Source organism: Stenotrophomonas sp. TWI819, from assembly GCF_039673075.1.
GTDB lineage: Bacteria > Pseudomonadota > Gammaproteobacteria > Xanthomonadales > Xanthomonadaceae > Stenotrophomonas > Stenotrophomonas rhizophila_B.
The window spans coordinates 304,952-321,105 of record NZ_JBDJKY010000004.1 but is presented as its reverse complement, the minus strand read 5'-3'; the positions used below and the strand labels follow the sequence as shown (position 1 = coordinate 321,105).

Here is a 16,154-nt window from a genome sequence, read left to right as displayed (position 1 = left end):
GATGCCCTTACCGGCCAAGCAAACTGAGCAGCCCGCACTCTGGCAGCGCCTTATGCGGGTGATAGCATGCACGGAGTTCATCTCCCGCCCGCATGTAGACCTCCTGCCGAAAAGGAGGGTCGCCACCTGCCTGGACAAGGACCGTCATGGCTCCGTCAAACCGACTCGCGTTCCTCGATGCCCTGCGTGGGCTTGCTGCCGTCTATGTGGTGATCTTCCATGTAATGGCAATGCCATCACCTGCATTGGCGACAGGCCCAGTAATGGGCGCGATCCTGGCAATGGGGGGTACCGGCGTCGCGCTCTTTTTCGTCATCAGCGCGTTTTCGCTGGCCTATACGATGCCGCGTCACGCAGCGACTCCACGGCCCCTGCTGAGCTTCTACCTGCATCGGGTGTTTCGTATCGCACCATTGTTCTTCGTGCTGCTGGCCTTCTCGATCTGGCGCGATGGCCGTGGCAGCCACTCCGGTCACTCTGCGACTGAAATCCTGGCCAATGTGACGTTCACGTTCAACCTGTTTGACGGGTGGGAAGCCGGGATCGTCTGGGCCAGCTGGGCCATTGGCGTAGAAATGCTCTTCTACGCAGTATTTCCACTACTGTTCCATTTTATCCACACCCTGACGCGAGCCAGCGTGGCGGCGCTTCTGGGCACCATCATCAGCCTGCTTGCGGTCACGGGAGTGCTTGGCGCACCAGGGTTGGCGGGGACTGGCGACTACGGCCTGCTGCGCCACTTGCCTGTGTTCCTCTACGGAATCCTTGCCTACCATGCCTTCAAGGCAATGCAAGCGATGTCGACGGGCAAGGCCAAGCGCTGTGGGATGGCGCTTCTTGTCGCCGTTGGCAGCCTACTGGCGGTCCTGACGCTCGGCAGTGCACAAGCCATCATCGCACCGGGCATCGGCTGGGGCCTGTTCGGGGCAACGTATGCCGTGTTGCTGGTTGCCATGTCGTTGCTACCGCTGTCAGTGGTGGTCAATCGCGCCACAACCTATTTGGGACAGGTGAGCTACTCGCTCTATCTGGGCCATCCCATCGTCATTGCGCTGCTCATACCGATGTTCCGCCGTATCCAGGCGTTCGTGCCTCACGCCGATTTGGCGTATCTCATCTGCGCAGCACTGACCCTCGCCATCGCGCTACCACTTGCGCACCTTGGCTATCGCTTCATTGAAGTACCCGGCATACGGGCCGGGCACCGCCTGCTGGCTTACATAAACGCCCGACGTACCACCGCGATGCAGCGCGCCGACCAACGGGAGTAATCGGCAGGATCCGGCCTCAGAACGTCTGCCACTCCTCACTCGCCACCGCCGCCACCGGTACGCGCGAGGTACCGCGCGCAGGCGCACTACGACGCACCGGTGCGGCCGGCGTGCCCGGATGGGCCTGCAGCCGGAAGATCGCCACCGCCGTGCCCAGCTGCTGCGCCTGCTCTTCCATCGCGCGCGCCGCCGCCGTGGCCTCCTCGACCAGTGCGGCATTCTGCTGCGTCGTTTCGTCCATCTGCGTGATGGTCTGGTTGACCTGCTCGATGCCGGCGGACTGCTCCTTCGACGCCGCCGAGATCTCGGCCATGATGTCGTTGACCCGGCGCACGCCAGTCACGATCTCTTCCATGGTGCGGCCGGCGGTGTGGACCAGCGCGGAGCCCGCGCTGACCTGGGTGACCGAATCGTCGATCAGCCCCTTGATCTCCTTCGCCGCGCCCGCCGAGCGCTGCGCCAGTGCGCGCACTTCCGTGGCGACCACCGCGAAACCGCGCCCCTGCTCGCCCGCGCGCGCCGCTTCCACCGCAGCGTTCAAGGCCAGGATGTTGGTCTGGAACGCGATGCCGTCGATCACCGAGATGATCTCGGCGATGCGCTTGGAGGACGCCTCGATCCCGGCCATGGTGGTCACCACCTTGCCGACCACCTCACCGCCCTTCGACGCCACATCGGCTGCGCCCGCGGCGAGCTGGTTCGCCTGCACCGCATGGTCTGCGTTCTGCCGCACGGTGGAGGTCAGTTCCTCCATCGAGGCGGCGGTTTCTTCCAGGCTGGCGGCCTGTTGTTCGGTACGGCGCGACAGGTCGCTGTTGCCTGCGGCAATTTCACCGGCAGCGAGGTTGATGCTGCCGGTGGCCTGCTGGATGCGGCCGACGATGTCGGTCAGCTGCACCACGGTGGTGTTGGCATCATCACGCATCCGCGCGAACACGCCGTGGAAATCGCCCTGCATGCGCGCGGTGAGATCGCCGGCGGCGATCGCACGCAGTAGCGCGGAGATCTGCTGCAGGTTGTCATCGCTGACCTGCATCATGGTGTTGAGGTTTTCGACCATCGCGCGGAAGTCGTGATCGAAGCGCACCACGTCGCCGCGCTGGCTGAAATCGCCCATCGCCGCGGCGCCGGCGAGATCGCCGATCTGGGTATTGATCGCGCGCAGGTTGGCCTTGGTGGTATCCATCGCGGCAGTGAACGCGGCCTGCTCGCCGGGCAGGCGATCCATGTCCTGGCTCAGGTCACCGACCGCGTAACGCTGCATCACCTCGACCAGACGGCGCGTGACCGCGATGTTGGCGCCGACCAGCTGGTTGGTGTCTTCCACCATCTTGCCGTACTCGCCCGGGAAGGTCTGCGCGTCCATGCGGTAGCTCAGCTCACCCGCCTCGTGTCGCTGGGCCATTTCACCCTGCGCGGCCATCACTGCGCGCAGCTGGCTGCGCATGCGCTGCATCGATTCAAGCAGCCGGCCGACCTCGTCATTGCGCGCGGGCGGCAGCGGCGTATCCAGACGTCCCTCGGCGACGTCGGCCGAGAGACGGACCGCATCGGCCAGCGGGCGGATCGCCTGTCGGCGCAGCAACACGTACACGCTGCCACTGAGCACCAGTGCCGCGCCCAGGCCAACAGCCAGGATGATCCACCACAGCGCGCGCGCCTGCGCGGTGATCAGCGCATGCGGCACGATCACACCCAGCGCGAAGTGCTCCTGGCTGCCGCCGATGCGCAACGGAACATAGGTCTTCACATTACCTGCCGCATCCGGCTCGAAGGCATCGAAGGGTTTGTCTGCCTTGACCGCTGCCAGCATCGCCGCGGTCAGGGCGTCGTCGCGGCGCTTGCCGATTTCCTGCGGGTCCTGCGCGGCCAGCACGATGCCACCGGGCGAGATCAGTTCGACATGGCCTTCGCCCATCGGGCGCAATGCGGCCAGGTGCTTCTGCAATGCGGCCAGCGCGAAATCCACCGTCACCGCACCAACGAACGTCCCTTGGTCGATCACCGGGGTGGAGAGCGTGGTCATCAGCACTTTCTGGCCGCCGACTTCATAGGTGTACGGTTCGGCCACCGTCTGCCGCTTGAGCGCCTTCGGCTTGAGATACCAGTCGCCATCGCCGGGCACGTCATAGCCGGTGAGCGCATCCTGCATCGGTGCGCCGTCGTGCCACGCCCAGTAGCTCATGAACCGGCCGGTGTCATCGTGTGCCTCGGCGCCAACGAACTCGGCATCCTTGCCATCGAAAGCGTCGGGTTCCCACAACGTGCCAAAGCCCACCCATTCCGGGTGCACCTGCACCTGCTGGTGGATCACCGCAGACACCGTCGCCCGCGACAGCGTGCCCGCAGCGCGCTGGACGAGCAGATTCTGCGCGAGCGCCTGGCTGGTGGCGAAGGCGTTGGACAGATCACCGCTCACCCGCAGGGCTTCGGCCTGGGCCTCGCTCTGCATGGTGTGGCGGGAGGCATCCACCAGCGACGCGCTGGCTTCCCGGTAGCTGATGGCGGCGGTGACACCGAAGCAGAGCATGGCGATCAACGCCGTACCCAGCATCAGTCGGTTGGCGATGCTGCCAGGGCGCTTGGACGCGGTGGGGCGGGACACGGGCATGGGGGCGGTTCCGGAAAAAGGGCATACCGGCGGACGCAGACATGCGCCGCCACGGAAACACGCAGTCCATTGCGGACCGGCACGCGCGCGGTGCAATCACGGCGCGGCCAGCGGAGATCGGGATCGATGCCACCGTCCCGCCCTGTGAAGATGCCGCCTGCCGGCACCGCGACGGTGCCCGCCCAGAGAGGGGACTCAGTTGGATAACGGCGATAGGCCCGCGATGTTTAGCACGGCTTTCTGACCGTGTTCAGTGTCCGCCGGCAGAGGCATCGCCCCGCCCCAGCCGCTCCACCAGTGTCTGGCTGGCCGCGTTGAGTCCGATCACCTCCACCTGCGCTCCGCGTGCACGCAGTTTGCCGGTCACCCGCTCCAGCGCACCTACCGCGCTGAGGTCCCAGAAGTGCGCATCGGTCAGATCGATCACCACGCGCTCGGGCACATGCAGCAGATCGAAGGCCGCGGCGAACTGCCCGGCCGAGGCGAAGAACACCTGCCCGCTGACTGTGTAGACACGGGTACCGTCGACCGTGTCCGCTTCGGCGATATCCAGCATCCGGCCCACTTTGCGGGCAAAGAACAGCGCCGACAGCAGCACCCCGGTCAGCACCCCCTTGGCCAGATCGTGCGTGGCCACGGTCACAACCACCGTGCCCAGCATCACCACCGAGGAGCTTTTTGGATGCAGCCGGAACTCGGCGAACGAGCGCCAGTGGAAGGTGCCGATGCTGACCATGATCATCACCGCGACCAGCGCGGCCATCGGAATCTGCCGGACCCAGTCCGCGCCGTAGACCACCAGCAGCAGCAACAGCACGCCCGCGACCAGGCAGGACAACCGGCCACGTCCGCCGGAGGACACGTTGATCACCGACTGCCCGATCATCGCGCAGCCACCCATGCCGCCGAACAGCCCGGCGGTGATGTTGGCCAGCCCCTGCCCGGCGCACTCGCGATTGCGCTGGCTGGGGGTGTCGGTCATGTCTTCCACGATCTGCGCGGTCATCATCGACTCCAGCAGCCCCACCACCGCCAGCGTGGCCGAGACCGGCAGCAGGATGCGCAGCGTCTCCCAGGTGAGCGGCACGTCCGGTAGCAGGAAGGTCGGCAGGCTGTCCGGCAGCGCGCCCATGTCGCCGACGGTGCGGATGTCCAGGCCCAGCCAGATCGACAGCGCGGTCAGCACTACGATCGCCACCAGCGGTGAGGGCACCGCCCGGGTCAGCAGCGGCAGCAGATAGATGATCGCCAGGCCCGCCGCGCACACGGCGTACACCGTCCATGGCATCCCGATCAGCTCGGGCAACTGCGCAAGGAAGATCAGGATGGCCAACGCGTTGACGAAGCCGGTGATCACCGAGCGCGAGACGAAGCGCATCAGGGCGCCGAGTTTCAGCGCGCCGGCGACGATCTGCAGCAGTCCGGCCAGGATGGTCGCAGCCAACAGGTACTGCAGGCCGTGGTCGCGGACCAGATCGACCATCACCAGCGCCATCGCGCCGGTGGCGGCGGAGATCATGCCCGGCCGGCCACCGGCGATGGCGGTGACCACCGCGATGCAGAACGAGGCGTACAGGCCGACCTTGGGGTCGACCCCGGCAATGATGGAAAAGGCGATCGCTTCGGGGATCAGCGCGAGGGCGACCACGGCGCCGGACAGCAGATCACCGCGGATGTTGCCGAGCCATTGCTGGCGCAGCGGATAGGACACAGACATGGACAGACTCCACGCACCGGCGATGCGCACGGCGCGTTGTGTGATGAAGACAAAGCACTCCCTGAGCCAGCGCAAGGGCCGGCGCGTCGTCAACGCGGTATCAGGGTGGGGTCATCACAAGGGTCCTGCCGGGGCAGCGGAAGCGGCGCGCAGGATAGCGCAGTCCTCCGATGGCCTCAAACATGGCCAGCCAGTTCACCTCGCGCGTTGCCTGCCCAACGCGACGGTGCCTGCCCGGTCACCCGCCGGAACGCCGCGGCGAACTTGCCGGGGTTCGCATAGCCCATCGCCAGGGCGACCTCGGTGACGCTGCGGCCGGCCAGCAGCATCGGCTTGGCCGACTGCATCCGGCGCCACGTGAGATACGCGTAAGGCGTCATGCCGGTCGCGATCCGGAAGCCGCGGCTGAATCCGCTGGCCTCCTGCCCGATTTCCTGCGCCATGCGTGCGACGCCCAGATCGTCGCCGAGATGGGCATCGATCAGTTCCTGCACGCGCTTGAGGTGCGTGGGCGACAACGCGCGTCGCGTCGCGGGCGCCGCAACCGGCAGCCCCGCCAACCGCTTGAGCACCAGATCGACACCGTGCTCGAAAAACGCGGCAGAACCGGCATGTGCCTCGGCGCAGTGCCACAACGCCCCCATCACCGAGGCGATCACCGGGTCCTCCTGCAGCGCCGATGCTGCGCGATGCAACTGCTCCAAGCGCACGCCGTGCCCCTGCAGATGCCGCGCGTCGATGGCCAGACCCAGCAGCGCCAGTGGTGGGCTGCGGAATTCGCCCGGGCAGTCCGGCAACACCACATTGAACGCGCCTGCCCGCCAGGGCTGCGCGATGCATCCGAGCGCCGTGCGCTGATACAGGGCGCCGCCGCCCGCCATGAGCAGCCCGATGCGCAACGCACCGCCCTCACCCATCGTGCCCTGCGCCGCGGCGAACGTGTGGCGGAGCATCAGCACCGAGCCGTCGGCATTGCCCACGCACGCGTCCAGCGGACCGCCGCTTTCGGCCGCCACGCGTGCGGCCACGGCAGTCGCTGGTGAGGCAGAGGCGCAGGTCATCGGGTGTCCCGTTCTGGAGCGACCGCTCCGGAAATGGAGCAGCGGCACTTGATTGTTACACAATAACATTCGCGATTCCTCCCCATCACCGTGGTGCGCGCCACCACCCCAGAGGCTCCTCGTGAAACACGCTGTACTTGCCGGCGCCGTGCTCGCCGCGCTTCAGTTGCTGCCCAGTGCGTCCGCCCGCGCCCAGTCCACCCCGCCCGCGTCGGCCACCGAGCTGGACGGCATCGTAGTGACCGGCAGCAAACGCGATACCCCGTACCTCAAGAGCGACATGTCGGTCACCGTACTCGACCGCGAAGCACTCAAAGAGGCACACGTCACCGAGTTCCGCGACCTGGACAAGCTGGCCCCCAACGTGAAGTTCAACGTGATGGGTCAGCTCAGCGATATGTTCATCTCCATCCGCGGTATCGAGTCCAACCCGTTTCTGGTCAACCGGGCTTCGGTCTATATCGATGGCATTCCGTTCCGCGAGTTGAGCAACGCGGTGTTGAACCATGTGGAGTCGGTGGAGATCCTGCGCGGGCCGCAGGGCACGCTCTACGGCGCCAACAGCGAATCCGGGCTGGTGCTGGTGCGCACGCGTGCACCGTCTGCAACGACCGAGGGCGAGGTCAATGTCGGCGTCACCTCGTTCGGCAACGGCCACGGCAGCAGCGTAGATGGTTTCCTCGGCGGCGCGCTGGGCAACAGCGACCGGTTGTTCGGCTCGGTGGCCTTCATGGCCTCGGACGAAGACAGCCACCTCAAGAACCTCACGCCCTTCAACGGTGTCAAGGGCAAGGTCAAGGAAACCTATCTGCAGGGCAAGCTGCGCTGGGAGCCGACTGATACGCTCGCCATCAACGCGATCGCCTATCACCTGGGCACGCGTGCACCCGGGATGTTCGAATACGAATATCTGCCGCTGGATGTCGGCCTGTATAACCGCACCTACGGCGATCTCTACAACGGCGGCCGTCGTACCGGTGACTTCACTTACATCAACGATGCGCCCAAGCGCACCACCAAGAATGAAACCGTGGCCGGGACCAGCGCGCAATGGCAATTGTCCGGTGGCACGCTGGACGCGGCACTGTCCTACCGCCAAGAGGAAGACACCTCCGCCGGCTACGATTTCGACATGACCGCCACACCCGCGCTGGCCGGCCGCATCTACGACAAGCAACACAGCTGGAATGGCGAACTGCGCTTCAGCTCCCCCAGCGATCAAGCGCTGACCTACATCGCCGGCATCTCCACCTACCGGCACCACAAGGACTCCATCCTCGGCACCTTGGTCGGCCCACCGTTACGTGGCCTGGGCAGTTATGACCTCGCCCCGCTGCAGGGCTCGGATGGCCAGGACTACAGCGTGTTCGGCACGGCCAGCTACACCCCGCCCTCACTGCCGAAACTGACCGCCAGTCTGGGGCTGCGCCATGAGCAGGCCAAACGTTCCACCCGCCAGCGCGAAGGCACGCTCGATCTGGGCCCGGGCGGGCTGGTGTTCTATCGCGATGCCGAACTCGCACATACGTTCACCGCCACGCTCCCGCGCGTCTCACTGCGCTACGACGCCAGCGACACGCTCTCGTTCTACGCCGCATCCGCCAAGGGCTACATTCCGGGCGGCTTCAATCTGGCGGCCGCGCAGAGCGATGTGGTCAACGACAAAGTGCTGCGCTACGAATCGGAAATGATGTGGAGCCACGAGCTCGGCTTCAAGATGAACGTGCTCAACGGGCGCGGGCATATCGGTGCCGCGGTGTTCCACATCACCTCGGACAACTGGCAGGAGATCCAGTTGGCGACCGATGCCAACGGCCGGCCGATCTCCTCGGACTATGTCGGCTCGGATGCGTCCATCCGCTCGCGCGGTGTGGAGCTGGAAGGCGCGCTGGAGGTCCTGCCGGGCCTGACGCTGACCGCCAACGCGGGCTACGTGGACGCCGAGTACCGCAAGCTGTTCGTCGGCGCCAATGAAAGCCTGGCCGGCAACGACGTCAAACTCACCCCGCAGTACACGGCCTACCTTGCCGCACGCTACCAGCATCGCTCCGGGCTGTTCGCGCGCGTGGAATCCTCGTTCAACGGGCGCATGGCCCTGGATGAGCGCAACCGTGCCTATCAACCGGCTGTGGCCATCCTCGGCGTGCAGTTCGGCTATGAAACCGGGCCGTGGAGCACCCGGGTGTACGTCGACAACCTGACCAACAAGCGGCGCATCAACGGGTTGATCTTCGACAACCTGGCGTTCGGGCGCGACGGCAACTACTACGGCCCCATCGACCGGCCGCGCATCGTCGGTGCGGAGGTAGGCTATCGGTTCTGAGGCAGCGTGGAGGGTGCTGCGGGCGGTGCCCTCCTACTCCTTGAGAGCGTCCTGTGCATCCACGATATCCACCCCGGACATCTGCCCCAACCAACCGTCGAACCACGGCTTGTGCGAGGCGCCGACGATGGAGAGCACGCGGGAGCCGGGGTGGTCGCGCACGACCTCGAGAATGTTGGCGACCATGCGCAGATTGCGGATTTCCCAGCCCTGCACCCAGATCTGCGGGTACTGCTGCGGTGACACGGCGGCCAGTGTCGGGCGCACGTTGGACTCGGCGAGCACCTGCAGCGCCGCGGGATCGTTGACGCTGCGATACAACCCGAGCACGTCGTTGGTGGCGATGAAGGCCGCTTCGCGTCCAGTCATGGCATCCAGCGCAGGTCCGTAGGTGCTCCACGCCTGCTGGAGCGCCGTACCGAACGCCTTGCGATCCGCGATCTGGTGGTTATCACCGGTGTGGTCATCGATGGCGTACACACGCTGCTGGCCGAGTCGCGCCGCGAGCACTGCGGCGATCTGATAGCTCTCGTTCTTGCGGGTGCCAAGCTGCTTGAGCAGTTCGACCAGGCTGTCGTCCAGCCCATCACCTGCCCGTCGCTCGGCCACGGGCAGCTGCAGCCATTGCACGTACGCAGACGCTCGCTCGCCAGCGGCGAGGAACAGCGCCGCGAGTTGGCGGCGTTGCGCGGCGGTGGGGGCAGCCGGCCACGCCGCCAACGTCGTGTTGACGTGCACGATCGCGGTCGGCACCTCCAGTCCCGTGGCCGCTTTCGCCATCTCCGTGCTGGCGCAGTAATCCTCGCCGTAGACCGCTGCATGACGCTTGGCCAGATCGCACTGCTCACCACTGATGGCTTCGATGGTGATGTAGCCGGGCTTGAACGCCGCCAGCCTGTCCAGCAGTGGATCCAGTGCCTTGGGATCGAAGGCCTCGTGCTCGCTCAGGTGGATGCTGCCCAGCACGAGGATCTGGGTGCGTGGGCCGACCATGTCTTTGTCGAGTGAGGCGAGGTCGACACCGGCGTACGCGACCGTGGGCAGCAGAAGCGTCAGACAGGCCGACAGCGTTGAGTAGCGTTGCGTCATCATCCAGAGCCTGAGCGGGGTGTTGCTGGATGTTCTAGCACTGCACCTGCGCGGGGGCACCTGCCCAATGGCAGGGTGACCAACGACGACGGCGAAGAGGGCTGCGTTGATGCGCGTTCCGCCCCCTGCAATGCATTGCGTTTCCACCAGTGTCAGAATTCCACGGTCTGCGCGCCTGCAGACCGTGCTCAAGGAAGCGAATGTGACAACGGGAAAGGACTCGCGCGAATGGATCAGATGGGCACTGCTGCTCGTCTTACTTGCCATGCTGTTCGGCATTCCCAACAGTTCGCCGTGGTTCGGCCTGGTGTTCGTTTACATCATGGCCGCCGGGTTGTTCATCGTGGGCAGCATGCTGTGGACCGCACTGCGCAGTCAGCGGGCCGCGGCCGCACTGCGCCGCACGCCGCCCACGCGGGCCCTTCAGACGCGCGAGGTGAGAGCATTGGAGTGGTTCGGTCAGCCCGAGCGCATCGTTTGGCGCATGCCCCGCGGGAACGCGATTGATCTTGCAGGGGCGGCACAGGCAGCGGGCCGTCGCCCGGTGGTGCGCACGCTTCGCGGACCGTATCGCGTGATGGTGCGTGGCCAGCACCATGAGCGGCATGACTTCATCGGCGAGGTCGAGGTGCTGATGCTGCCGGGGGCTGATCGCTGCGTGCGCGCGGACAATGAAGCCGACGTGCTGCTATGCGGGAAGTTCGCAGTGGTGCTTGCGTTGAATGGCGCGTGGCGGATTGACCAGGCGCCATCGTTGTTGCGTTGAATGATACGAGGAGTGAGGCGGAGGCCGTTCCGTCATGCTGGCGCAGCGGCCCAGTTACCTATAAGCCTGACGCCCAGATCACAACAGGACGAGCCAGAAGAAGCATCGCCGCGCACCCTGGGGGCAATAGAGCACCCCTCTTGTGTCTGAACCCATTGAATCTGAACAGGTATGGCTGCAAGTCAGGCCCGATGCGCCTGCAAAGAGCCCTTTGCCCTGAAACCCAGTTTGCTATAAAACTTATACAAACTTTATAGTTAGCATCCATGAAGATCCCGGTAGACCCGCCAAAGCTGAACGAAATCATGGAAGAGGCAGCCCAGCACCCCGGCTTCCTCGGCATCATCATGTCCGGCAAAACCTCTGCCGAGGTCAATGGAGAGTACATTCACTGGGATAGGCTCCGGCACAAAACCCCGCCTGAGGGGCTGACCTCGCGCACCTGGTGGGCCAGCATCAAGTTGGCCAGGCTGGGATTGAAACGCAACCTGCCACTGCTCGATAAGCATGCCGTGAACTTCTCGGTGTCCATTACCGACACCCTCCAGAAGCGCCTTCACTTCATTGACCGCGAAGCGGCCGGTGCCATCCAGGGCATGGAACGCTCTGGTGGGCAGGGTCGTTTCCTCATGCGCTCGTTGATCGAGGAGTCCATGACATCCTCCCAACTCGAGGGTGCTGCGACCACGCGAGTGGTGGCCAAGGAGATGCTCAGCACGGGTCGACAACCTCGCGACCAAAGCGAGCGGATGATCTACAACAACTACATCACGATGAAGGCGATCCGTGAGCGCGGCAAGCGCCCCTTCACCGTCGATGAAATTCTCGAACTGCATGCGATGCTCACCGACGGCACACTCGAGTCCGAGGAGCACTGCGGCCGGCTGCGGACCGCAGAGGACAACGTACTGATCTTCGACCGTGGATCGGACACCGTGCTTCACACGCCACCGCCTGCACGGGAAGCGCGCGAACGCTTGCAACGTCTGTGCGACTTTGCCAACAGCCAGGACGACGAGCCGTTCGTACATCCGGTGATCCGCGCCATCGCGATTCACTTCCAGATCGGATATGACCACCCCTTCTGCGATGGAAATGGACGCACCGCACGCGTTCTCTTCTATTGGGCAATGATGAATGCAGGTTACTGGCTGACGGAGTACCTCTCCATCTCCAGCGTGCTCAGAAAGTCCCCCGGCAACTACATGCGCGCGTATCTGTACACCGAGCATGACGATGTTGATATGACGTACTTCGTCGCACAGCAGCTGGATGCGATTGAACAGTCGATCACCGCTCTGCACCGGTACATCCTAAGCAAGAGCGAGCAGGACAGGGCAGCGCGCCGAGTGCTACGCAAGGCGCAGGTGGCCGGCATCGAGCTCAATCACAGACAGCGGGCGATTCTCGCGAATGCCATCAAGGATCCAGATCGGGGGTACACCGTGGCGACCCACCAAGCTGCCCATCAGATTTCCTACCCGACCGCATTGGGCGATTTGACGGCCCTTGTGGACGCCGGCCTGCTGGAGAAGCACAAGGTCGGGCGTGCAAATGAGTTCGTACCGGTAGTAGACATCGCGACGATGCTGCAGCAGTAGCGCTTTTTGGTGGGCCCACCAGGATTCGAACCTGGAACCAAAGGATTATGAGTCCTCTGCTCTAACCGTTGAGCTATAGGCCCTTGCGGTCGCACAGTGTAGTGGAGGCCCGCAGGCGCTTTCCACTGCAACCCTCACATCAGCCAAAACGCTGCCCCATCGCCTGCACCCGACGCGCATTCTCCGCAGCCAGCTCACGCAGCCCGCCCGAGCGCAGCAGCGCCGAACCCGCCACGCGTTGCCAGTAGTCGACCGCCAGCGGCGCCGCCCAGTGCAGGTGCGCGAGCTGGCCGCTGCGCTCCGGCGCGATGGAGGCGAGCGGCGCAGCCACACGCAGCACCCCTGTGCGCGAGGGTGCCAGTGACATCGGCAACATGTCATACGCGGGCGCCAACGGCAGCGGGCCGCGGTCGACCAGGTGGAAACCCAGATTGCCCTGATGCATGTCGCTGTTGCCGATCAGCCGGCCGAACGCGTGCAGCCTGCCCATGGCGGCGTGCGCGTCGCGATCGACCCAGCCCTGCGTCAGCAGCGCGTCGGCGGCGGTCCCCCAGTCCACGGTCACGTCACCGACGAAGGCCGAGGACAGCGCCAGCAGCGAGACGAAGCCGCGCCGGCCCAGCACGTCGACGGTGCGGTCGAAGCGCTGCACCTCCAGGAACGTATGCGTGTCGGTCTGGAGTATCTCGGACACCACTGCCTGCACGCCGGCGTCGCGCAGGCACTGCAGGGCGAGGTGCTCGCAGACCAGCAGGTCCGCCCAGCGTTCTGCGGCCTCGCCTGCGGTGGGCTGCGCGAACTTCACCAGCGCCGCATAGCGCCCCCCCTCATGTTCCACCGTGGCAGTGAACTTCGGTTGCTCGCCACCGGGCGACGATCCGACGTCTTCGCCTTCCAGTGCCGCTGCGGCGCGCTCGGGATAACGACGCGCGCGCTGCACGGCCAGGACGTGATCGCCAGGCGCGTCGAGCGCGCGCAACGCCATCTGCACGGCATCGCCGCCCAGCAGGAGATCACCGATCTCGGTGCCGCCTGCACGCACCAGCGCCTGTAGGGTGTCACCCAATTGCCATCGATTGAGGTCGTCGGGGACGCCCAGGTCACGCCCGCGACGATGCGCGAACGTACGCCCGAGGAAGCCTTGTGGCCGCAGGTCATCCAGATACCACGGCAGCCCCGGGAAGTGGCCTTCGACGGTCTCGTCTGGCGGACGGGTCAGATTGGGGCGTGCGGCGGTGGTCGCCACGTGGAAGGTCTCGCCCGTGAGTGCCACGACCGTGCCCAGTTCCTCAAGGGTGGCGTCCGGCCCCAGCCGGAACAGCGGCCACTCGCTGCCCGCGGCGGTCTGCTGGCGGACGGCATAGGCCGTGGCGCGGGTGCGGCCAAGTCGCACCAGGCGGTCCCCGGCCTCGGCGACAAGACGACTCAACGTTGTCCGGGTAACCCCCAGGCGATCGATGAGATCGGCAGCTGGGACGACCTCGCCAGCAGGCAGGTTGTCGAACAGCGACTGGAGCTGGACGGTACGGGGACGGGCCATGGCCTGAGTTTCGGGACGAGTTAAGTTACGAATCTATACGCCAGTCTTCGGCGAACCGCAACCCCATTAAACTTATAAGCCATTGATTAAAATAACATCACCCCGGAGAACACCGAAAACACATCCGTAATTAAGTTACGAAACACACAACGAAATCACACGATCAGCCTAGCGATCCCCACCCCTCGAACATCCGCTCCATCCGCTCCATCCGCTGCGCCGCCACCCGCCCCAAAAAACAAACCCCGCTTGCGCGGGGTCTGTCGGGTTTCAACGCGGTGCGCTGGAATCGATCAATCGATATCCAGGAAGCTGCGCAGCTGCTCGGACCGGCTCGGGTGACGCAGCTTGCGCAGCGCCTTCGCTTCGATCTGGCGGATGCGCTCGCGGGTGACGTCGAACTGCTTGCCCACTTCCTCAAGGGTGTGGTCAGTGTTCATGTCGATGCCGAAGCGCATGCGCAGCACCTTGGCTTCCCTCGGGGTGAGGCCGGCCAGCACGTCGCGCACGGTTTCAGACAAGTTGATGTTGGTGGTGTTCTCGATCGGGGACTCCACGTTGGTGTCCTCGATGAAGTCGCCCAGATGGGAATCCTCGTCGTCGCCGATCGGGGTTTCCATCGAGATCGGCTCCTTGGCGATCTTCATCACCTTGCGGATCTTGTCTTCCGGCATGTCCATTTCCTTGGCCAGCTCCTCCGGCGTAGCCTCACGGCCATACTGCTGGAGCATCTGACGGGAAATGCGGTTCAACTTGTTGATCGTTTCGATCATGTGCACCGGGATACGGATGGTGCGCGCCTGATCGGCGATCGAACGGGTGATGGCCTGGCGGATCCACCAGGTCGCATACGTGGAGAACTTGTAACCACGGCGGTATTCGAACTTGTCCACGGCCTTCATCAGGCCGATGTTGCCTTCCTGGATCAGATCGAGGAACTGCAGGCCGCGGTTGGTGTACTTCTTGGCGATCGAGATGACCAGGCGCAGGTTCGCTTCGACCATTTCCTTCTTGGCCTTGCGCGCGCGCGCTTCACCGTAGGCCATGGCGCGGCTGATTTCCTTCAGCTCGTCCAGTTCCAGCCAGGTGGTCTTCTCGATGTCGATCGTCGCCTGCTGTTCGGAGATGATCTGATCCTTCACGTCACGCAGGGCCGAGGACCACTTCTGCTTACGCTTCAGTGCGTCTTCCACCCACTCCAGGTTGGTCTGGTTGCCTTCCCACGAGCGGATGAAGTCCTTGCGCGGCATGCGCGCGGTCACGGTGGCCAGGTTCAGCACGCGGCGTTCGTGGGACTTGATCGAAGCCATGACGTCGCGCAGCTGCTTGACCAGCACATCGGTCAGCGGCAGCGGCAGCTTCAGGGTCACGAACACGGCGGCCATGTCGTCGCGCAGCTTGGCCAGCGGCTTGCGGTCGCCCTTGGCAGCAGCCTTCTTGAACGCGGTGTACGCATCGCTCAGGGCCTGCATGCGGCGTGCGACTTCTTCCGGATCCGGACCGGTCGGGCCGGCCTCTTCCTCGACGTCGTCGCCGTCATCTTCTTCATCGGCGTCATCGTCAGCGTCGTCGCTGGTGTCTTCGGCCACGGCCGGGGCCGGGACTTCTTCGACCAGGTCGTTGAAGCCGACGATCACTTCGGCCAGGCGCTTCTTGCCTTCCTTGTGCGCGTCGTAGTCGGCCAGCAGCGATTCCACCGACACCGGGAAGGTGCCGAGTGCGGCCTGGACCTGGCCCAGACCTTCTTCGATGCGCTTGGCGATGGCGATTTCGCCTTCGCGGGTCAGCAGCTCGACGGTACCCATTTCGCGCATGTACATGCGCACCGGGTCGGTGGTGCGGCCACCTTCGGTGTCGAGCGCGCTCAGCGCGGCGGCGGCTTCTTCGGCCGCGGTGTCATCGACTTCGCGGTTGCCGGTGTTGCCATCGTTGAGCAACAGGGTTTCTGCATCGGGCGCAACTTCATGGACATCAATGCCCATGCCGTTGATCATGCCGATGATATCTTCGATCTGCTCCGGGTCGACGATGTCGTCGGGCAGATGGTCATTGACTTCGGCGTAGGTCAGGTAGCCCTGTTCCAGGCCCTTGCTGATCAGAAGCTTGATGTCGTTTTGCTGGGCAGGACGTTCGTTGGCCATGTAGTGCTCGCGCCACCGGCTGGGAGAGGGAATA

10 protein-coding genes and 1 tRNA gene are annotated in these 16,154 nt (G+C 64.7%); 4 read left to right on the top strand and 7 right to left on the bottom strand.

What is annotated here, in order from left to right; translation table 11 throughout:
• Nucleotides 1-146 precede the first annotated feature (146 nt).
• Nucleotides 147-1,271, top strand: a complete 1,125-nt coding sequence (locus ABE463_RS08030; RefSeq protein ID WP_346467787.1) for an acyltransferase — start codon at nt 147-149, stop codon at nt 1,269-1,271.
• A 16-nt stretch (nt 1,272-1,287) separates the two neighbouring features.
• On the opposite strand, the gene ABE463_RS08025 is transcribed toward ABE463_RS08030, so the two are convergent.
• From ABE463_RS08025 to ABE463_RS08015, 3 genes are all read right to left on the bottom strand, one after another.
• Nucleotides 1,288-3,882: a methyl-accepting chemotaxis protein gene (locus ABE463_RS08025; RefSeq protein WP_346467786.1), complete on the bottom strand. Its 2,595-nt coding sequence runs from the start codon at nt 3,880-3,882 to the stop codon at nt 1,288-1,290.
• A gap of 250 nt (nt 3,883-4,132) precedes the next feature.
• Nucleotides 4,133-5,599 carry a SulP family inorganic anion transporter gene (locus tag ABE463_RS08020; RefSeq protein ID WP_346467785.1) on the bottom strand — a complete coding sequence of 489 codons (1,467 nt, stop codon included), beginning with the start codon at nt 5,597-5,599 and terminating at the stop codon, nt 4,133-4,135.
• Between the two features lie 176 nt (nt 5,600-5,775).
• Nucleotides 5,776-6,660 carry an AraC family transcriptional regulator gene (locus tag ABE463_RS08015; protein ID WP_346467784.1) on the bottom strand — a complete coding sequence of 295 codons (885 nt, stop codon included), beginning with the start codon at nt 6,658-6,660 and terminating at the stop codon, nt 5,776-5,778.
• 121 nt (nt 6,661-6,781) lie between these two features.
• Between ABE463_RS08015 and ABE463_RS08010 the strand changes: the two genes are divergently transcribed.
• The gene (locus tag ABE463_RS08010) at nt 6,782-8,983 is read left to right on the top strand and encodes a TonB-dependent receptor plug domain-containing protein (RefSeq protein WP_346467783.1); all 2,202 of its coding nucleotides are present in this window, start codon (nt 6,782-6,784) and stop codon (nt 8,981-8,983) included.
• Nucleotides 8,984-9,016: 33 nt separating this feature from the next.
• On the opposite strand, the gene ABE463_RS08005 is transcribed toward ABE463_RS08010, so the two are convergent.
• Nucleotides 9,017-10,072 (bottom strand): DUF5694 domain-containing protein, encoded by a 1,056-nt coding sequence (locus ABE463_RS08005; protein ID WP_346467782.1) that lies wholly within the window; start codon nt 10,070-10,072, stop codon nt 9,017-9,019.
• Between the two features lie 109 nt (nt 10,073-10,181).
• On the opposite strand from ABE463_RS08005, the gene ABE463_RS08000 reads away from it, so the two are divergent.
• Nucleotides 10,182-10,838 carry a hypothetical protein gene (locus ABE463_RS08000; RefSeq protein WP_346467781.1) on the top strand — a complete coding sequence of 219 codons (657 nt, stop codon included), beginning with the start codon at nt 10,182-10,184 and terminating at the stop codon, nt 10,836-10,838.
• Nucleotides 10,839-11,104: 266 nt separating this feature from the next.
• Nucleotides 11,105-12,439: a Fic family protein gene (locus ABE463_RS07995; protein ID WP_346467780.1), complete on the top strand. Its 1,335-nt coding sequence runs from the start codon at nt 11,105-11,107 to the stop codon at nt 12,437-12,439.
• A gap of 7 nt (nt 12,440-12,446) precedes the next feature.
• Here the strand turns inward: ABE463_RS07995 and ABE463_RS07990 are convergent.
• The 3 genes from ABE463_RS07990 to rpoD form a co-directional block, all read right to left on the bottom strand.
• A tRNA-Ile gene (locus ABE463_RS07990) sits at nt 12,447-12,522 on the bottom strand.
• A 56-nt stretch (nt 12,523-12,578) separates the two neighbouring features.
• On the bottom strand, nt 12,579-13,979 hold the full coding sequence (gene yjjJ / locus ABE463_RS07985; RefSeq protein ID WP_346467779.1) for a type II toxin-antitoxin system HipA family toxin YjjJ: 1,401 nt from the start codon (nt 13,977-13,979) through the stop codon (nt 12,579-12,581).
• Nucleotides 13,980-14,272: 293 nt separating this feature from the next.
• On the bottom strand, nt 14,273-16,120 hold the full coding sequence (gene rpoD, locus ABE463_RS07980) for an RNA polymerase sigma factor RpoD (RefSeq protein ID WP_123730073.1): 1,848 nt from the start codon (nt 16,118-16,120) through the stop codon (nt 14,273-14,275).
• Nucleotides 16,121-16,154 lie beyond the last annotated feature (34 nt).